This window comes from Pseudomonas sp. JV414, from assembly GCF_032424305.1.
In the GTDB taxonomy this organism is placed as follows: Bacteria; Pseudomonadota; Gammaproteobacteria; order Pseudomonadales; family Pseudomonadaceae; genus Aquipseudomonas; species Aquipseudomonas lini.
In genome coordinates, this window is the sequence record NZ_VYKC01000009.1 from 349,894 (window position 1) to 367,432 (window position 17,539).

Consider the following 17,539-nt stretch of genomic DNA (forward strand, 5'->3'; position numbering starts at 1 on the left):
TGTTTTGTTCGGGTGTGTTTGTTTTTGGCCTGATGACGAAGGAGTGTTAACTCATGCGCGATAAACCAGCGAAGGGCTCTTTGCCCACTCCCGCTGCATTCATCAATGCACAAAGTGCGGTTACCGGTCTGCGCGGCCGGGACCTGCTTTCGACCTTGCGCAGCCTGGCCACCCACGGCCTGCGCAATCCGGTGCATACGGCCCGGCATGCCTTGAAACTGGGCGGCCAGTTGGGCCGTGTTCTGCTGGGTGAAACCCTGCACCCGACCAACCCGCAGGACAGTCGCTTTGCCGACCCGACATGGAGCCTCAATCCTTTTTATCGCCGCAGCCTGCAGGCCTATCTGAGCTGGCAGAAAGAAGTCAAAAGCTGGATTGACGAGAGCAACATGAGCCCGGACGATCGTGCCCGCGCCCACTTCGCCTTTGCCTTGATCAACGACGCCGTAGCGCCGTCCAACACCCTGCTCAATCCGCTGGCGATCAAGGAGTTTTTCAACTCCGGCGGCAACAGTCTGGTGCGAGGTATCGGCCATCTGCTAGATGACCTCCTGCACAACGACGGCCTGCCCAGACAGGTCACCAAGCAATCGTTCGAGGTGGGCAAAACGGTTGCCACCACCACTGGCTCCGTGGTGTTTCGCAATGAGCTTCTGGAGCTGATCCAGTACAAGCCGATGAGCGAAAAGCAGTATTCAAAGCCGTTGCTGATCGTGCCGCCACAGATCAACAAGTACTACATTTTCGACTTGAGCCCCGGCAACAGCTTCGTCCAGTACGCCCTTAAAAACGGTTTGCAGACCTTCATTATCAGCTGGCGCAATCCCGATGTGCGTCATCGCGAATGGGGGTTGTCGTCTTACGTCGAAGCCGCCGAAGAAGCGATGAATGTGTGCCGGGCGATCACCGGCGCTCGCGAGGTCAACCTGATGGGGGCCTGCGCCGGTGGGCTGACCATCGCCGCGCTACAAGGGCACTTGCAGGCCAAGCGGCAGCTACGACGGGTGTCCAGCGCGACCTACCTGGTCAGCATGCTCGACAGCCAGATAGACAGCCCGGCCACCCTCTTCGCCGACGAACAAACGCTGGAAGCGGCCAAGCGCCGCTCGTATCAGAAGGGCGTTCTGGAAGGTCGCGACATGGCCAAGGTGTTTGCCTGGATGCGGCCCAACGATTTGATCTGGAATTACTTCGTCAATAACTACCTGCTCGGCAAAGAACCGCCGGCGTTCGACATCCTCTACTGGAACAATGACAACACGCGCCTGCCGGCGGCGTTTCATGGCGACCTGCTGGATTTCTTCAAGCACAACCCGCTGAACCATCCGGGCGGGCTGGAAGTGTGCGGCACGCCGATCGACCTGCAGAAAGTCACCGTCGACAGTTTCAGCGTGGCAGGCATGAATGATCACATCACCCCATGGGATGCGGTGTATCGCTCGGCATTGCTGCTGGGTGGCGAGCGGCGCTTTGTGCTGTCCAACAGCGGTCATGTGCAGAGCATTCTTAACCCGCCGAACAATCCGAAAGCCAACTACGTCGAGAATCCGAAACTGAGCAGCGACCCGCGGGCCTGGTATTACGACGCCAAGCGCGTCGACGGCAGTTGGTGGACGCAATGGCTGGGCTGGATTCAGGAACGCTCCGGCGCACAACGTGAAACCCAAATGGCTCTCGGCAACCAGAACTATCCACCGATGGAGGCGGCACCCGGTACTTACGTGCGCGTGCGCTGACGTTCAACGAACCACGGCCGCCAATGGCCGTGGCATGACTCGACCATTAAGAAGACTGGATGAAAACCCGCGACCGGATTCTCGAATGTGCCCTGCAGTTGTTCAATCAGAAGGGCGAACCGAATGTGTCCACCATGGAAGTGGCCAACGAAATGGGCATCAGCCCGGGCAACCTCTACTACCACTTCCACGGCAAGGAACCGCTGATCCTCGGGCTGTTCGAGCGTTTCCAGGCCGAATTGACGCCCTTGCTCGACCCACCGTCCGATGTGGAATTGGCGCCCGACGATTACTGGCTGTTCCTGCACTTGATCATCGAACGCCTGGCCCATTACCGGTTTCTGTTCCAGGACCTGTCGAACCTTGCTGGCCGCCTGCCGAAACTGGCCAAGGGGATACGCAACCTGCTCAATGCGTTGAAGCGCACACTGGCGTCATTGCTGGCACAGTTGAAAGCTCAAGGTCAGTTGGTCAGTGACACCCAGGCGCTGGGGCAGTTGGTGGAACAAATCACCATGACGTTGCTGTTCTCGCTGGACTATCAGCGGATTCTCGACCGTGAAGGTGAAGTGAGGCTGGTGGTGTATCAGATCATGATGCTGGTGGCGCCGCACTTGCTGCCGCCGATCAAGGTGGCGACCGAGCGGTTGGCATTGCAGTACCTCGAGGAGCATTAAGATCAAAAGATCGCAGCCTTCGGCAGCTCCTACAGGTGTACGCAATCCCCTGTAGGAGCTGCCGAAGGCTGCGATCTTTTTTCGACAAGCGACCCAAACCTCGAATCTTCAAAACAAAAACGCCCGACCTTTGCAGGCCGGGCGTGATCGTTCCCATGCTCCGCGTGGGAATGCAGCCGGTGACGCTCTGCGTCACTGCCGCAATGGACGCGGAGCGTCCGGTGAGGCATTCCCACGCGGAGCGTGGGAACGATCATCAGGACTGACTGGTTGGCGTCGATGGAGCCGGCGCGGCAGTCGGGGTTACAGCAGGGGTCGGTGCAGTGGCGGAGTTCGCCGTGGTGACCGGGGTTACCGGCTTGGCAGCAGCCGCTGCTGGTTTCGGTGCAGCCGCTTTCGGGGCGGCTGGTTTTTTCACTGCTGGCTTCTTCGCTGCGGCAGGTTTGGCTGCTGCGGTTTTAGCTGCAGGTTTGGCCGCCGGTTTAGCAGCTGGTTTGGCGGCAGGTTTTGCGGCAGGTTTTGCAGCCGCTTTGGCTGCAGGTTTCGCTGCGGCAGTTTTGGTTGCCGGTTTAGCGGCAGCCTTGGCCAATGGCTTGGCTACGCTTTTGGCCGCTGGTTTGGCCGCTGCGGTTTTCGCCGCAACAGGCGCAACCTTGGCACCGGTGAGTTTTTCGATTTGCTTGGTCAGGGTATCGACCTTGCTGTGCAGTGCCTTGACCTCATTGCGGCTCGGTACACCGAGGCGCGAAATGGCGCTGTTCAGACGCTTGTCGAAAGCCCCTTCCAGCTCATCCCATTTGCCCAGTGCGCGATCTTTCACGCCGCTGATGCGCGACTTGGCCGACGAAGCGGAGTCCTTGGCAGCATCGACTTTTTTGCCGACAGCGCTCTTTGTGAGCTTCTCGGCTTTCTCGCCGTCCTTAACCAATGTATCGAAGAGCTTGCTGCCGTCAGTGTCAATCTTCGAGTACACGCCTAAACCAGCCAGCCAGATCTTGCGGGAGTAGTCTTCGACCTTCCCGATCCACGAGCTGCCTTCTTTTTCAGTATTCTTTTTACCAGCCATCCCGTTCTCCTTAAGATTTACGCGCGACACGTTCGAGCAATGCCGTCAGCTCATCGAGCTTAGCAGAGAGTGTCTCAACGTCATGTTTAGACGGAATGCCGATACGATTCAAGGCACTTGCGATACGTGTATCGAAAGCCCTTTCGACTTTGTCGAGTTGAAGTTCGACTTTGCCTTTGAAAGTGCTTACTTCACTCTTGGCTTCATCGATCTCGGCATTGGCCGCTTCAAGTTTTTCAGTGACTACTTTTTTGCCTTTCTTTTCAACAGCTTGACCAGCCTTGATCAGCTCTTGAACGTACTCGCTACCTTCTTGGCCGACCTTGGTGTAAGCACCCAGACCAGCGAGCCAGATCTTGCGGGCATACGATTTGACGTCGCCCAAGGCGTTAGTTTCAACGTCGACTTTTTTCTTCAAAATAACTTTGGCCATGGTGCACCTCACGCGCAGAAGGGTCGAGGAACTGCCCGCAGAGAGTCGGGCTCAGGCACAAAGTAGTGAGAATAATTAGAAACGGCACCCTAACAAGTGACACAAAACCTGTAGATGCAGAACAAATGTGGGAGCGGGCTTGCTCGCGAATGCGGTGAGTCATTCAGCATTGATGTCGACTGACACACCGCTTTCGCGAGCAAGCCCGCTCCCACATCAATCGCATTCCACATAACGACCGGATTATGCCAATGCCTTATCGAGCGCCCTTTCGATTTCCGATTTGATGGTGCCGCTCATGGCGGACATCAACAGGCCCAGTTCAACATCAACCTTGATCGAGTCCTCGCCCACATACACCGCCCCTTTTACACCCGAGCGTCTGAGATTCAGGGTGTCACCTGACCACTGCGGTTCCAGGCCATATTGTTCGGACAGTTTCTGCGCCAACTTGTCGGCCTTCTCGCGGGCCGCTTCCTTACCCAGGCCGTGGGCACGCTCAACACTAATACGGGCCATCGAATGACTCCTGCTTTATGAATACTTCCTGAAGATCTTGACCATTGCTGCGTCAAAACGTCCCGGTGGTTGCCTATCTTACCTTCAGCCTTGCCAAGACAAAGCAGGCCACCGGGATTAGAATGTCCCGCATTCTCTTTTGGTGACAGCGATATGACTGATCAGCGCAAAGGCAGCGATGCCGAACCCACCACTCACTTCGGCTTCAAAAACGTTCCGGAAAGCCAGAAAGCGGAAAAAGTCGCTGAGGTTTTCCACTCGGTAGCCGCCAAGTATGACCTGATGAACGACCTCCTGTCGGGCGGCATGCACCGTCTGTGGAAGCGTTTCGCGATCGAACTGTCGGGCGTGCGCACCGGTAACCGCGTGCTGGACATCGCCGGCGGCACTGGCGACCTGACCCGCAAGTTCTCGCATCTTGTGGGACCGACGGGTCAGGTTGTGTTGGCCGACATCAACGAATCCATGCTCAAGGTCGGTCGTGACCGCCTGCTGGACCTGGGTGTGTCCGGCAACGTCGAATTCGTCCAGGCCGACGCTGAAAAGCTGCCGTTCCCGGACAACCACTTCGATTGCGTGACCATCGCCTTCGGCCTGCGCAACGTGACGCATAAAGAAGACGCCCTGCGCTCGATGCTGCGCGTGCTGAAACCGGGCGGCCGTTTGCTGGTACTGGAATTCTCCAAACCGACCAACGCGCTGATGTCCAAAGCCTACGACGCCTACTCGTTCGCCTTCATGCCGTTGATGGGCAAGCTGATCACCAATGATTCGGAAAGCTATCGCTACCTGGCCGAATCGATCCGCATGCACCCGAATCAGGAAACCCTGAAGTCGATGATGGTCGAGGCCGGTTTTGACCGCGTGACCTATCACAACATGACCGCAGGTATCGTCGCCCTGCATCGCGGCATCAAGCCCTGATGTTGCTGGCCGGCCTGCTTGCCAGCGTTGAGCTCGGCCTGAACCGGGTGCTGCGTCTCGACAGCACGGCGCTGCCGCGGCTGGCGCATTTGAGTGGCAAGGTGATTGCCGTCGACTGCCGCAGCCCGGCGCTGCAACTGTTCATCCTGCCCAGCGATGAAGGCCTGATGCTCGCTTCCCAGTGGGAAACCGGTGCCGACTGCACCTTGCGCGCACCGGCCTCCAGCCTGCTGAAACTGGCGACGAGCAAGGATAAGACTTCGGTCCTGCATAGCCCTGAAGTCGAACTCGACGGCGACAGTGGCGTGCTGCTGGAACTGGCAGCAATCCTTCAGGACCTCGAACTGGACTGGGAGTACGAACTCTCACGCTGGCTCGGTCCGGTGGCCACGCAACTGGTCGGCGGTCACCTGCGCAGTCGCGCACGCTGGTATCAGCAAGGGTTCGCCAGCCTGAATCAGAACCTGGGCGAATACCTGGCCGAAGAATCGCGTGCCCTCGTCGGTCAGCGCGAAGCTGACGCCCGTTTTAATGAACTGGACCAGATCAAGCTCGATCTGGAACGTCTCGAGGCGCGTTTCGAGCGCCTTTTCCGATCCCTCGACCCAAGCGATAACGCATGAAGCTGCTTGCCGTCCGCCGTTTGTTGCGCATCCAGCGCGTTGTGATTCGCTACCGCCTCGATGACTTGCTGTTCGCCCTGCCACTGCCCTGGTTTCTGCTGGCGCTGCGCTACGCCTTGCCGTGGCGCTGGTTTCCGCGCAAGACGCTGGACCTGAGCCGTGGTGCGCGACTGCGCCTGGCGTTGCAGGACCTGGGGCCGATTTTCATCAAGTTTGGCCAGATCCTTTCGACGCGCCGCGACCTGCTGCCCGAAGACATCGCCGATGAACTGATGAAACTGCAGGACCGCGTGCCGCCATTCGACTCGCAAGTGTCGGTCCGGCTGATCGAAGAGCAGCTTGGCAAAAAAATCAGTGAAGTCTTCAGCCGTTTCGACGTCGAGCCACTGGCCTCGGCCTCGGTGGCGCAAGTGCATGCCGCGCAGCTGAAAACCGGTGAAGAAGTAGTGGTCAAGGTGATCCGCCCGGGCCTCAAACCGATCATTGCCCAGGACCTGGCGTGGCTGTTCATTCTTGCCCGCGCCGCGGAAAAACTCTCGGCCGACGCTCGCTTGCTACACCCGGTGGACGTGGTCAGCGACTACGAAAAAACCATCTACGACGAACTCGACCTGCTGCGCGAGGCGGCTAACGCCAGCCAGCTGAAGCGCAATTTCGAAGGTTCGCCGCTGCTCTATGTGCCGCAAGTCTATTGGGACTGGTGCCGGCCGAAAGTGCTGGTGATGGAGCGCATCTACGGGATTCAGGTCACCGACCTCGCGACCTTGGCCGACCAGCGCACCGACATGAAAATGCTCGCCGAGCGTGGTGTGGAGATTTTCTTCACCCAGGTGTTCCGCGACAGCTTCTTCCACGCCGACATGCACCCCGGCAACATCTTCGTCAGTACCGTGCAACCGTGGAGCCCGCAGTACATCGCGATCGACTGCGGCATCGTCGGCAGCCTGACCCCGGAAGACCAGGACTATCTGGCGCGCAACCTGTTTGCGTTCTTCAAGCGTGATTACCGCCGCGTCGCGCAGTTGCACATCGATTCGGGCTGGGTGCCAGCGGAAACCAAACTCAACGAGTTCGAAGCGGCTATCCGCACAGTGTGCGAACCGATCTTCGAAAAACCGTTAAAAGATATTTCCTTCGGCCAGGTGCTGATGCGCCTGTTCCAGACCGCTCGACGCTTCAACATGGAAGTGCAGCCGCAGTTGGTGTTGCTGCAAAAAACCCTGTTGAACATCGAAGGCCTGGGCCGTCAGCTGTACCCGGACCTCGATCTGTGGAACACCGCCCAGCCGTTCCTCGAACGCTGGATGCGCGAGCGCGTCAGCCCCAAAGCCTTGATCGGCAACCTGCAGAGCCAGTTTGAGCAACTGCCGCATCTGGCCAACATGGCCCGCGACCTGCTTGAGCGCATGTCTCAGCCCCACGCCAACGACCCGCCGCGTCCTTGGCACAAGCGCAAGGACGACTGGTTCCTGCGGTTGCTCGGCACCGCTCATTTGGCCGGTGGCACGATACTCGCCGCCGGTGGCCCGCTGAACGAACTGGGGCATTGGCCCGCCGGAATCATGGTGGCGGTCGGCTTGTATCTGGTCGTTCGCCGATAGCCAGTTGGATGATCGGCTGGCACACTGTTTGAACGCTGAATTTGAACATTGGCCTCAACTATTGAAGTAGAGCCCGCTGTCGGAGTCGAAGATGAAAAACTGGCTGGACGAGATCAAGTGGGACGCCGATGGCCTGGTGCCGGCGATTGCCCAGGATCACAAGACCGGACGCGTCCTGATGATGGCCTGGATGAACCGCGAAGCGCTGGAACTGACCGCTGCCGAGAACCGTGCCATTTACTGGTCACGTTCCCGTGGCAAGCTGTGGCGCAAGGGCGAAGAGTCCGGCCACGTGCAAACCCTGCATGAGATGCGCCTGGACTGTGACGCTGACGTGATCATCCTGATGGTCGAGCAGATCGGCGACATCGCCTGCCATACCGGCCGTCAGAGCTGCTTTTACCGAGTCTTCGAGAACGGCGACTGGAAAACCGTCGACCCGGTTCTGAAAGACCCGCACGCAATCTACTCCGCAGGACATACACATGAGTGACACCCTGACCCGTCTGGCCCAAGTGCTGGAAGAGCGCAAAGGCGCCGCTGCCGACAGCTCGTATGTCGCCAGTCTGTACCACAAGGGCTTGAACAAGATTCTGGAAAAAGTCGGCGAAGAGTCGGTCGAAACCATCATTGCCGCCAAGGATGCCGCCATCAGCGGTGACTGCAGCGATGTGATCTACGAGACCGCCGATCTGTGGTTCCACAGCATGGTCATGCTCGCCCAACTGGGGCAGCATCCACAGGCTGTGCTCGATGAACTGGACCGTCGCTTCGGTCTGTCCGGACACGCCGAGAAAGCCTCTCGCCCGTCCGCCTGAACAACTATTAGAGAGGAACGCAACATGGGCATTTTTGACTGGAAACACTGGGTCGTCATCCTGGTTGTCGTGGTGCTGGTGTTCGGCACCAAGAAGCTGAAAAACCTCGGCACGGACGTGGGCGAGTCGATCAAGGGCTTTCGTAAAGCCATGAACGATGAAGACAAGCCGGTTGACCCGACTGTTACCCCGGCCCAACCGGTTCCACCTGTTCAGCCACAGACCACACAGTCCGTGAACCCGCCGCACACCATCGACGTGCAGGCGCAAAAAGTCGAAGAGCCGACCCGCAAAGACTCGTGAGCACTGACTAATGTTTGGTATCAGCTTCTCTGAACTGCTGCTCGTCGGCCTCGTTGCCCTGCTGGTGCTGGGGCCCGAGCGTCTGCCGGGCGCTGCGCGCACCGCCGGCCTGTGGGTCGGGCGGCTGAAGCGCAGCTTCAACGCGATCAAACAGGAAGTTGAACGTGAAATCGGTGCCGACGAGATCCGCCGGCAACTGCACAACGAGCACATTCTGTCCCTGGAGCAGGAGGCGCGGAAGATCTTCACGCCGACTCAGCAGGAGCCGACGCCGGTGGAACCTGTAGCGACGCAAACGATTCATGCGCCGGCGGTTGAGGTTATGCCGGTGATTGCAGCCGCTGAACCTGCTACTCCAGTAGAACCTGTTCCTCCTGCGGCGACGCCTGTTGCGCCAGCCCCTCATGACCCAACATTGCCGCCGCGAGCCCCATGAGCGATCTCCCCGAAAACGACCAGCACATGCCGCTGGTTTCGCACCTCACCGAGTTGCGCACTCGCCTGCTGCGTTGTGTCGTGGCGGTGTTCATCATTTTTGCCGGGCTGTTCGCCTTCACCCAGCAGATCTACACCTTCGTCTCCACGCCGTTGCGCCAGTACCTGCCGGTGGGCGCGACGATGATCGCCACCGACGTGTCGTCGCCGTTCCTGACGCCACTGAAGCTGACCATGATGGTCTCGCTGTTCCTGGCGATCCCGGTGATCCTGCATCAGATCTGGGGCTTCATCGCACCGGGCCTGTACAAGCATGAAAAACGCATCGCCGTGCCCTTGCTGGTATCGAGCATCATGCTGTTCTACGCCGGCATGGCGTTCGCCTATTACCTGGTGTTCCCGCTGATCTTCAAGTTCTTCGCCGCCGCCACCCCGGCCGGCGTGGAGATGATGACCGACATCAGCAGCTACCTCGATTTCGTCATGACGCTGTTCTTCGCCTTCGGCGTGGCGTTCGAGATTCCGGTAGCCGTGGTGCTGCTGGTATGGATCGGCGTGGTCAACGTCGCCTACCTGAAGAAGATTCGTCCGTACGTGATCATCGGCTGCTTCGTGGTCGGCATGATCCTGACGCCGCCGGACATCTTCTCGCAGACACTGTTGGCCGTACCGATGTGGCTGCTGTTCGAGATCGGCATCCTGTTCGGTAGCCTGATCAGCAAGCGTGGCGAGCATTCGGACGATCAGCCGGCTGACGATCACAACGACCAGCCGCCAGCGACCCAAGCGTGAACCTGCTGCTCCTCGAAGAGGCCGACTTCATTGCGGCCGACCGGGCGATCCTGCGCGATCGGCGGTTGACTCATATGCAGGAAGTCCATCGCTCGGTGGTCGGCGACAGTATGCGCGTCGGGCGTATCGGCGGCTTGATGGGTTCAGCCGAGGTGCTGCGCCTGGACGCCGATGAAGCCGAGTTGCGCGTCACCCTCGACCAGCCGCCACCGGCCAAGCTGCCACTGACCCTGGTGCTGGCCCTGCCGCGACCGAAAATGCTCCGTCGGGTGTTTCAGACCGTGGCCGCCATGGGTGTGCCGCGCATCGTGCTGGTGAACAGCTATCGCGTCGAGAAGAGCTTCTGGCAAACCCCGTTCCTGGAACCCGAGGCGATTCGCGAGCAGTTGATCCTGGGTCTTGAACAGGCCCGCGACAGCGTGCTGCCGGAAATCGTCATCGAGAAGCGCTTCAAGCCCTTTGTCGAAGACCGTCTGCCGGCCATTACCGAAGGCACCTTAGGCCTGGTCGGTCATCCCGGTAACTACCCGCCCTGCCCTCGTGGCCTGAATGAACCCGTGACCCTGGCCATCGGCCCCGAAGGCGGCTGGATTCCCTACGAAATCGATTTGCTGGGCAAGGCCGGCCTGCAACCGGTGCAACTCGGCGAGCGCATCCTGCGGGTCGAAACCGCCGTCACTGCGCTGCTTTCGCGACTGTTTTAACGTCAATCATCCTATCTGTGGTGAGGGGGCTTGCCCCCGTTTGGGCGCGAAGCGGCCACCGCTTTTTTTCAGAAACAACGCATCCATTGATTTCACGACGGCTTCGCCGCCGAACGGGGCGATGCGGCGTTCCGACAAGCCCCCTCGCCACAAAAGCCTCGCCGCCCGAACATTGCGCCACGCCTACAGAACGCCGCCAGCCGGCCGATACAGTTCCCATAAAACCGATTAATGGTCCGAGGGAGTTGCAGCATGTACCGTTGGCTAGCCGAGAAACTGGGAAACGTAAGCGTCAATCGCAAACTGGGTGTCGGCTTCGGTCTGGTGCTGCTTCTAACCTTGTTGATCACCTTCACCGGCTGGACCGGCCTTGGCGGTGTGATCAGCCGTGGCGATACGCTTGGCTTTATTTCCAGCCTCAATGAGCTGACCAAAGACCTGCGACTGGCCCGCCTGGATTACGACATGCGCCGTGGCGAACAAGGCCCTGGCGCTGTCAACGAGCTGATCGGCCAACTCGATACCGGCCTGAAAACCGCCCGCACGCTGATCGAACAGCCTGCCGACGTGGCGATGATCGACCAGCAATTGGCCGCGGTCAGCGAGTACAAACGCGCCTTCGCTGATATGACTCAGGCCACCGCCACCCGCGAAGATGCTCGCAGCAAACTGGGCGCCACCGCCGATAACGCCGTGGCCCGGGTCGCTGAAGTCGAAAAATCCATGCTGCAAGGCGACAGCGTCGCTCAGTTCAACAGCGTGATCGACCTGAGCAAGCTGATCCAGCAAGCGCGTTTCCAGGTCCGCGGTTACACCTACAGCGGCAAACCAGAGGCCGAGCAGCCGGCGCTGGACGCCATCGGCAACGCGCTGAAAAACCTCGAGAGCCTGCCGTCTCAACTGCCGGAACAACACATCGCCAACCTGCAACAGGCGACCGACTCACTCAAAGCTTATCGCGCGGCCGTCAGCCAGTTCCGCGACTCCCAGGTTGCCAGTGCTGCCGCCCTCAAGCGTATGAGCGCGCAAGGCGACATTCTGCTCGACGTCAGCAAAAAGCTCACCGTCTCGCAAACCGTCGTGCGTGACACCGATGCGGCACACGCCAAAAACCTGCTGCTGATGGCCACCGTCCTGGCGTCGGCCTTTGGCTTGTTCGCGGCTTGGGCCATCACTCGCCAGATTGTCATTCCTCTGAGCCAGACCCTCAAAGTGGCCGAGCGTGTCGCCGCGGGCGACCTGACTCATAACCTGACTTCCGAACGCCAGGACGAACTGGGTCAGCTACAACGCGCCATGCAGAACATGACCCTGGGCCTGCGGGAATTGATCGGCGGCATCAGCGATGGCGTGACCCAAATCGCCAGCGCCGCTGAAGAGCTGTCGGCCGTCACCGAGCAGACCAGCGCCGGGGTCAACAGCCAGAAGGTCGAGACCGATCAGGTGGCTACCGCGATGCACGAAATGACTGCCACCGTTCAGGAAGTCGCGCGCAACGCCGAGGAAGCGTCCGAAGCTGCCGTTGCCGCCGACCAGCAGGCCCGCGAGGGTGACAAGGTGGTTGGCGAAGCCATCGCCCAGATCGAGCGCTTGGCTACCGAAGTCGGTAACTCCACCGAAGCCATGGGGCATCTGAAGCGCGAAAGCGACAAGATCGGCAGCGTGCTCGACGTGATCAAGTCCGTGGCCCAGCAAACCAACCTGCTGGCGCTCAACGCCGCCATCGAAGCCGCCCGCGCCGGTGAAGCCGGTCGCGGTTTTGCGGTGGTCGCTGACGAAGTTCGCAGCCTGGCCCAGCGCACCCAGAAGTCCACCGAAGAAATCGAAGAGCTGATCGTCGGCCTGCAAACCGGCACTCAGCAAGTCGCGACCATCATGGACAACAGCCGCAGCCTGACCGACAGCAGCGTCGAACTGACCCGCCGCGCCGGCAGCTCGCTGGAAAGCATCACCCGCACCGTGTCGGCGATCCAGTCGATGAACCAGCAGATCGCCGCCGCCGCCGAGCAACAAAGCGCAGTGGCCGAAGAGATCAACCGTAGCGTGCTGAACGTGCGTGATGTTTCCGAGCAGACCTCGGCCGCCAGTGAAGAGACCGCGGCCTCCAGCGTCGAGCTGGCGCGGTTGGGGACGCATTTGCAGATGCTGGTGGGGCGGTTCAAGGTCTGAGCTGATGCGGGTATCCCGGCTCGCTTGAAACCGGGGTGATGCAATCGCGGGCAAGCCCGCTCCCACAGGATCCGCGCCGAACACAAAGTTGTGCTCAGTCAGATCATCAGCCCAAAAAAAACCCCGCTTTCGCGGGGTTTTTCATTAGGCCAACTGAGGCTGCACGCTCACAGGCTTGAGCGGCAACAGCGGCGCATGGGGATCGGCATCCACCGATGTGCGCCAGGCTTGCAGCCACTCGGCGTGGCCTTCGTTCCAGACCTGCTCATGCAAGCGACCCAGTGCCACCGGATCACTCAGCAGGGCCACGCGCTCGTCGTTGGTCAGCCCGGCAGGCCCGACCTTCATCGCATGGCGAACCCGCTCGATACGCAGCCATTCGATTGGCTCGGCCTGACGGTGACGGGATGTCGCCAGCGCACACGCCAAGGCGTTCTGCTGTGGATCGACCACTGCCCGGACGAAGCCGTCGTTCAGCGCATGCCAACGGTTTTCGTGGGTGTACTGGTCGGTTGCCAGCAACGCCTGTGGCGGATTGTATTCCTCAGGGATCAGGAACAGGCTTTCATCACGGGACTTGAGGCCCAGGCCGACACGGCTGGAGATCACCGATACCGGGATCGACAGCATCAGCGAACCGACAATCGGCACCAGCCACCAGAGAAAGCTCGGGTTCAGCCAGATCACCAACAGCGCCCAGAAGAAGCCCAGCAAGGTTTGCGGACCGTGGCGTTTTACCGCTTCGCTCCATGGCGTGGAGTCATCGTCACGTTGTGGCGAGTTCCAGGTCGCGGCCCAGCCGAGGAACGCGGCGAGTACGAAACGGGTGTGGAAAATCATTCGCACTGGCGCCAGCAGCATGGAGAACAACATCTCCAGCAGCATCGACAGTGTCACCTTGAACTTGCCACCGAACTCTTTCGCGCCCTTGGTCCAGATCAAGATGATGCTCAGCAACTTCGGCAGGAACAGCAGCACGATGGTCGTCGAGAACAACGCAATTGCTTTGTCCGGCTGCCATTGTGGCCACAGTGGATAGAGCTGACGCGGTTCCAGGAAGTATTGCGGCTCCATCAACGTGTTGACCGCCAGCAAGGCCGTCGACAACACCAGGAACAAGAACCACAACGGCGCAGACAGGTAGGACATCACGCCGGTCAGGAACACCGCACGGTGCACCGGGTGCATGCCCTTGACCAGGAACAGCCGGAAGTTCATCAGGTTGCCGTGGCACCAGCGACGGTCACGCTTGAGTTCGTCCAGCAGGTTCGGCGGCAGTTCTTCGTAGCTGCCCGGCAAGTCGTAGGCAATCCATACGCCCCAGCCGGCACGGCGCATCAGCGCAGCTTCGACGAAGTCGTGGGACAGAATCGCACCGGCAAACGCGCCTTTACCGGGCAACGGCGCCAGGGCGCAGTGCTCGATGAACGGCTTCATGCGGATAATCGCGTTGTGGCCCCAGTAGTGGGATTCGCCCAACTGCCAGAAGTGCAGACCGGCAGTGAACAGCGGACCGTACACACGCGTGGCGAACTGCTGCATACGCGCATAAAGGGTGTCCATGCCCGACGCACGCGGCGCGGTCTGGATGATCCCGGCGTCCGGCGTGGCTTCCATCAGGCGCACTAGACTGCTCAGGCATTCGCCGCTCATGACGCTATCGGCGTCGAGCACGACCATGTACTTGTAGTCACCGCCCCAACGACGGCAAAAGTCGTCGAGGTTGCCGCTTTTACGTTTTACGCGGCGGCGACGGCGACGATAGAAGATCTTGCCGAAGCCCTTGGCTTCACGGCAGACATCCAGCCAGGCCTGTTGCTCGGCAACGCAGATGTCGGCGTCGTTACTGTCGCTGAGCACGAAAAAGTCGAAGCGATCCAGGTTACCCGAGGCCGCAACCGATTCGAAGGTCGCCCGCAAACCGGCGAACACCCGAGGCACGTCTTCGTTGCAGATCGGCATCACCAGTGCGGTGCGTGCGTCCTTGGCGATCGGCTCGTTACCGGCGCTGGCACCGGAAATGCGGTACTTGTCACGGCCGGTGATCAACTCGAGGAAGCCCATCAGCGCAGTCCAGAAACCAGCCGACACCCAGCAGAACAGAATCCCGAACATGATCAGAATGCTGGTTTGCAAGGCATATGGCAGCACTTGCGTGGCGGTTTGGCTCAGAGGTTGATGCAGGACTTCTTCAAGATCGACGAACGACCAGCCCTGGTACGGCATGATGCCTTTCATGTACCAGCCGGCGACGATCGTCTGACCGAGCATCAGCACCAGCAGAATGTAGCGTCGGATCGAACCGACGGTGCGCCAGCGAGCTGCCGGCAGCACGTTCTCATCCTTCGGCGGGGCCGGCGGATTGGTGCGACCGGTCAGCCGACGCCAGCCACGCACCAGAATGTTGGTGCGCCACGGCTCGGGCACGACTTTGGTCCGACGGATCGGCGGGGTTGCCTTCAGGCAAACCCGACCGCTGGCGTCGAGCACCAGCATTTCCGCGTCCGCCAGTTCTTCGGCGGAGTTCAGGGTCAGGCGCCGGCCGACAGAGGCTTGAGCAGCCTCGGTGGGCGCGTCGAACGTCGAGGACGACAGACGTTCGTGCAGTTCACTGAAAGACTTGCAGCCCGCGAGTTCCGCGCGCTGCTCGTCGCTCATCGGCAAATGCGCCAGGTACTCGGCAAGCGTTTGTGGCTGTACTTGTGAATTACTCATCGGCGGGCAACTGATAGCTCCAGGTCTCGGTCAGGACTTGTTCAGTCGGTGCCGATTCCGTTGTGGCTGGGGCCGCTTCGGCAGCGACAGGCTGCTTGGCGTCTTTGTTGTCCTTGTCCTTGGTATCCTTGACTTGCTGGGCTTGTGCTTCAGTCTGCTTGGCTTCCTTATCCTTCTTCTCTTGCTGGCGGGCGGCGATCTTGTCGGCCTTGGCAACGGAAGAAGTGGACGCTGGTGCCGCGGTCTTGAGCGCCTCGGCAGGCGAGATGTTCTTGACCAGCGCTGCGCGCATTTCGGTGGCCTTGCCCGGATCCTTGATCTTCATCCGCAAAGTCAGGCGCCAGCCCTTGGTTTCAGGGTTGTAACGGACGCTGTTCTCGACCAGTTCCGCGTTGTCGCCAACGCTCACCTGGCTGCGCACTTCGGCATCTTCCGGCAGGACTTGCAGGGACGGGCCTTCGAAATCCACCAGATAGGCCACGCTGCCGTCCGGCTGACGAATCAGGTTCGACTGCTTGACGTCACCCGTGGAACGCAGGGTCTGTTGAACCCAGGCGCTGTCCGGCGAATGCAGGGAGGCTTCGTCGAGGGTCCAGTGCATGCGGTAGGCAACGTCCAGGGACTGGCCAGGCTCAGGCAGTTTTTCCGGGCTCCAGAAAGCGACGATATTGTCGTTGGTTTCGTCGGCCGTAGGAATCTCTACCAGATCGACGGAGCCTTTGCCCCAATCGCCTTTCGGTTCGATCCAGGCACTTGGGCGCTTGTCGTAGCGGTCATCGAGGTCTTCGTAGTGACTGAAGTCACGGCCACGTTGCAGCAAGCCAAAACCGCGCGGGTTCTCGATCGAGAAGTTGCTCACGGACAGGTGTTTCGGATTGTTCAGTGGGCGCCAGATCCATTCGCCGTTGCCGGCATGGATCGACAGGCCGCTGGAATCGTGCAGTTCGCGACGGTAGTTCAGCACTTTCGACGGCTGGTTGGCGCCGAACAGGAACATGCTGGTCAGCGGCGCAACGCCAAGCTTGGTGACTTTGTCACGCAGGAACATCTTGGCCTTGACGTCGACAACCGTGTCGCTGCCCGGACGCACGGTCAGGCGATAGGCACCTGTGGCACGTGGCGAATCCAGCAGGGCGAAGATCACCAGGTGCTTGTCGCCCGGCTTGGGCTGTTGAATCCAGAACTCGGTGAAGCGCGGGAACTCTTCGCCGGATGGCAGCGCGGTATCAATGGCCATGCCGCGAGCGGACAGCCCGTAGGTCTGCCCCTTGCCGATGACGCGGAAATAACTCGCGCCGAGCATGGTCATGATTTCGTCTTGCTTGTCGGCCTTGTTGATCGGATACAGCACACGGAAACCGGCATAACCCAGTTGTTCGGTGGCTTTAGGATCGAACTTCACGTCCCCGAAGTCGAAACGACTTGGGTCGTATTTGATCTCTTCGACGGTGTTGGCCGTGATTTCGTTGATTTTCACCGGCGTATCGAAATGCATACCCTGGTGATAGAACGACAGTTTGAATGGGGTTTTCTGGTTCGCCCATTCGGCTTTTTCCGTGAGGAACCGAATTTTTTGATAGTCCGCGAATTTCATCTCGCGAAATTCATTCGGCAGGTTACTGCGCGGGGCTTCGTATTTTTGCCCGGCCAGCTCTTTTGCCTTGACCGATACGTCATCCAGATTGAATGCCCAAAGTTGGCCGGCGCTGAACAGGCAGAGCAGTGCAGAGCCTGCTACCAGAGCGCTTCGAAACCGTTTGGCAGACAATTTTGGTGCATTACAGGGACTAACAATCACGAGCAACCCTCGCCGAAAACAGATCAAAAAACCAACGGCCAGTTAAAGTGCCAGCACGGTGTGCGGTGGAAAAAAACCGACCCTGCGAACGACTCTTGCCAAGTTGGCGAGCATTGTTCCGACTCCTATGGGGCAAAATGATTCCCCAACAGGTCTCGGACAAGTCTCTACCTAAGTCAAAACGGACCAACGAACGCTGATCCCCGTAGCGCGCGATTATCTAGTA

The 17,539-nt window shown here is 59.7% G+C and carries 17 protein-coding genes and 1 pseudogene; 13 read left to right on the forward strand and 5 right to left on the reverse strand.

Annotated features, from left to right (window positions below; all coding sequences use genetic code 11):
* The first annotated feature begins 53 nt into the window (after positions 1-53).
* Both phaC and F6R97_RS12480 read left to right on the forward strand, forming a co-directional pair.
* Complete coding sequence (gene phaC / locus F6R97_RS12475) at positions 54-1,736, forward strand: class II poly(R)-hydroxyalkanoic acid synthase (protein WP_038978598.1); 1,683 nt, start codon at positions 54-56, stop codon at positions 1,734-1,736.
* 59 nt (positions 1,737-1,795) lie between these two features.
* A complete protein-coding gene (locus F6R97_RS12480; RefSeq protein ID WP_048396070.1) occupies positions 1,796-2,413 on the forward strand; it encodes a TetR/AcrR family transcriptional regulator in 618 nt (205 codons plus the stop codon).
* A 256-nt stretch (positions 2,414-2,669) separates the two neighbouring features.
* On the opposite strand, the gene F6R97_RS12485 is transcribed toward F6R97_RS12480, so the two are convergent.
* From F6R97_RS12485 to F6R97_RS12500, 3 genes are all read right to left on the reverse strand, one after another.
* A complete protein-coding gene (locus tag F6R97_RS12485; protein WP_315866621.1) occupies positions 2,670-3,479 on the reverse strand; it encodes a phasin family protein in 810 nt (269 codons plus the stop codon).
* A 10-nt stretch (positions 3,480-3,489) separates the two neighbouring features.
* Complete coding sequence (locus F6R97_RS12490) at positions 3,490-3,912, reverse strand: phasin family protein (RefSeq protein WP_007899266.1); 423 nt, start codon at positions 3,910-3,912, stop codon at positions 3,490-3,492.
* A gap of 243 nt (positions 3,913-4,155) precedes the next feature.
* Positions 4,156-4,431 carry a polyhydroxyalkanoic acid system family protein gene (locus F6R97_RS12500; RefSeq protein WP_007899268.1) on the reverse strand — a complete coding sequence of 92 codons (276 nt, stop codon included), beginning with the start codon at positions 4,429-4,431 and terminating at the stop codon, positions 4,156-4,158.
* A 153-nt stretch (positions 4,432-4,584) separates the two neighbouring features.
* Between F6R97_RS12500 and ubiE the strand changes: the two genes are divergently transcribed.
* From ubiE to F6R97_RS29620, 11 genes and pseudogenes are all read left to right on the forward strand, one after another.
* Complete coding sequence (gene ubiE, locus F6R97_RS12505) at positions 4,585-5,355, forward strand: bifunctional demethylmenaquinone methyltransferase/2-methoxy-6-polyprenyl-1,4-benzoquinol methylase UbiE (protein WP_008005057.1); 771 nt, start codon at positions 4,585-4,587, stop codon at positions 5,353-5,355.
* Entirely contained in the window at positions 5,355-5,978 is a 624-nt protein-coding gene (locus tag F6R97_RS12510) for an SCP2 domain-containing protein (protein WP_038978595.1), read from the forward strand. Before ubiE ends, F6R97_RS12510 begins: the two co-directional genes overlap by 1 nt.
* On the forward strand, positions 5,975-7,579 hold the full coding sequence (ubiB, locus tag F6R97_RS12515) for a ubiquinone biosynthesis regulatory protein kinase UbiB (RefSeq protein WP_315866622.1): 1,605 nt from the start codon (positions 5,975-5,977) through the stop codon (positions 7,577-7,579). The genes F6R97_RS12510 and ubiB overlap by 4 nt, the downstream gene beginning before the upstream one ends.
* Positions 7,580-7,670: 91 nt before the next feature.
* Positions 7,671-8,072, forward strand: a complete 402-nt coding sequence (hisI, locus tag F6R97_RS12520) for a phosphoribosyl-AMP cyclohydrolase (protein ID WP_007899278.1) — start codon at positions 7,671-7,673, stop codon at positions 8,070-8,072.
* Positions 8,065-8,397 carry a phosphoribosyl-ATP diphosphatase gene (locus tag F6R97_RS12525; protein ID WP_007899279.1) on the forward strand — a complete coding sequence of 111 codons (333 nt, stop codon included), beginning with the start codon at positions 8,065-8,067 and terminating at the stop codon, positions 8,395-8,397. Before hisI ends, F6R97_RS12525 begins: the two co-directional genes overlap by 8 nt.
* Before the next feature lie 24 nt (positions 8,398-8,421).
* On the forward strand, positions 8,422-8,700 hold the full coding sequence (locus F6R97_RS12530; RefSeq protein ID WP_038978593.1) for a twin-arginine translocase TatA/TatE family subunit: 279 nt from the start codon (positions 8,422-8,424) through the stop codon (positions 8,698-8,700).
* Between the two features lie 10 nt (positions 8,701-8,710).
* Positions 8,711-9,136, forward strand: coding sequence for a Sec-independent protein translocase protein TatB (gene tatB, locus F6R97_RS12535; RefSeq protein WP_038978592.1), 426 nt, complete (start codon positions 8,711-8,713; stop codon positions 9,134-9,136).
* Positions 9,133-9,927 (forward strand): twin-arginine translocase subunit TatC, encoded by a 795-nt coding sequence (gene tatC, locus F6R97_RS12540; RefSeq protein WP_038978591.1) that lies wholly within the window; start codon positions 9,133-9,135, stop codon positions 9,925-9,927. The genes tatB and tatC overlap by 4 nt, the downstream gene beginning before the upstream one ends.
* Entirely contained in the window at positions 9,924-10,631 is a 708-nt protein-coding gene (locus tag F6R97_RS12545) for a 16S rRNA (uracil(1498)-N(3))-methyltransferase (RefSeq protein WP_050683115.1), read from the forward strand. The genes tatC and F6R97_RS12545 overlap by 4 nt, the downstream gene beginning before the upstream one ends.
* Positions 10,632-10,883: 252 nt before the next feature.
* A pseudogene (locus tag F6R97_RS29615) lies at positions 10,884-11,942 on the forward strand (methyl-accepting chemotaxis protein); the annotation flags it as partial.
* Positions 11,943-12,086: 144 nt separating this feature from the next.
* Positions 12,087-12,800, forward strand: coding sequence for a methyl-accepting chemotaxis protein (locus F6R97_RS29620; protein ID WP_409999800.1), 714 nt, complete (start codon positions 12,087-12,089; stop codon positions 12,798-12,800).
* Between the two features lie 144 nt (positions 12,801-12,944).
* On the opposite strand, the gene mdoH is transcribed toward F6R97_RS29620, so the two are convergent.
* Both mdoH and F6R97_RS12560 read right to left on the reverse strand, forming a co-directional pair.
* Entirely contained in the window at positions 12,945-15,515 is a 2,571-nt protein-coding gene (mdoH, locus tag F6R97_RS12555) for a glucans biosynthesis glucosyltransferase MdoH (RefSeq protein ID WP_038978588.1), read from the reverse strand.
* Positions 15,508-17,313, reverse strand: coding sequence for a glucan biosynthesis protein G (locus F6R97_RS12560; protein ID WP_038978587.1), 1,806 nt, complete (start codon positions 17,311-17,313; stop codon positions 15,508-15,510). The genes mdoH and F6R97_RS12560 overlap by 8 nt, the downstream gene beginning before the upstream one ends.
* Between the last annotated feature and the right edge of the window lie 226 nt (positions 17,314-17,539).

What these genes read in the sequence shown, in the direction of transcription:
- phaC (WP_038978598.1), top strand. Translation starts at nt 54, where the DNA reads ATGCGCGATAAACCAGCGAAGGGCTCTTTGCCCACTCCCGCTGCATTC.
- F6R97_RS12480 (WP_048396070.1), top strand. Translation starts at nt 1,796, where the DNA reads ATGAAAACCCGCGACCGGATTCTCGAATGTGCCCTGCAGTTGTTCAAT.
- F6R97_RS12485 (WP_315866621.1), bottom strand. Translation starts at nt 3,479, where the DNA reads ATGGCTGGTAAAAAGAATACTGAAAAAGAAGGCAGCTCGTGGATCGGG.
- F6R97_RS12490 (WP_007899266.1), bottom strand. Translation starts at nt 3,912, where the DNA reads ATGGCCAAAGTTATTTTGAAGAAAAAAGTCGACGTTGAAACTAACGCC.
- F6R97_RS12500 (WP_007899268.1), bottom strand. Translation starts at nt 4,431, where the DNA reads ATGGCCCGTATTAGTGTTGAGCGTGCCCACGGCCTGGGTAAGGAAGCG.
- ubiE (WP_008005057.1), top strand. Translation starts at nt 4,585, where the DNA reads ATGACTGATCAGCGCAAAGGCAGCGATGCCGAACCCACCACTCACTTC.
- F6R97_RS12510 (WP_038978595.1), top strand. Translation starts at nt 5,355, where the DNA reads ATGTTGCTGGCCGGCCTGCTTGCCAGCGTTGAGCTCGGCCTGAACCGG.
- ubiB (WP_315866622.1), top strand. Translation starts at nt 5,975, where the DNA reads ATGAAGCTGCTTGCCGTCCGCCGTTTGTTGCGCATCCAGCGCGTTGTG.
- hisI (WP_007899278.1), top strand. Translation starts at nt 7,671, where the DNA reads ATGAAAAACTGGCTGGACGAGATCAAGTGGGACGCCGATGGCCTGGTG.
- F6R97_RS12525 (WP_007899279.1), top strand. Translation starts at nt 8,065, where the DNA reads ATGAGTGACACCCTGACCCGTCTGGCCCAAGTGCTGGAAGAGCGCAAA.
- F6R97_RS12530 (WP_038978593.1), top strand. Translation starts at nt 8,422, where the DNA reads ATGGGCATTTTTGACTGGAAACACTGGGTCGTCATCCTGGTTGTCGTG.
- tatB (WP_038978592.1), top strand. Translation starts at nt 8,711, where the DNA reads ATGTTTGGTATCAGCTTCTCTGAACTGCTGCTCGTCGGCCTCGTTGCC.
- tatC (WP_038978591.1), top strand. Translation starts at nt 9,133, where the DNA reads ATGAGCGATCTCCCCGAAAACGACCAGCACATGCCGCTGGTTTCGCAC.
- F6R97_RS29620 (WP_409999800.1), top strand. Translation starts at nt 12,087, where the DNA reads ATGCACGAAATGACTGCCACCGTTCAGGAAGTCGCGCGCAACGCCGAG.
- mdoH (WP_038978588.1), bottom strand. Translation starts at nt 15,515, where the DNA reads ATGAGTAATTCACAAGTACAGCCACAAACGCTTGCCGAGTACCTGGCG.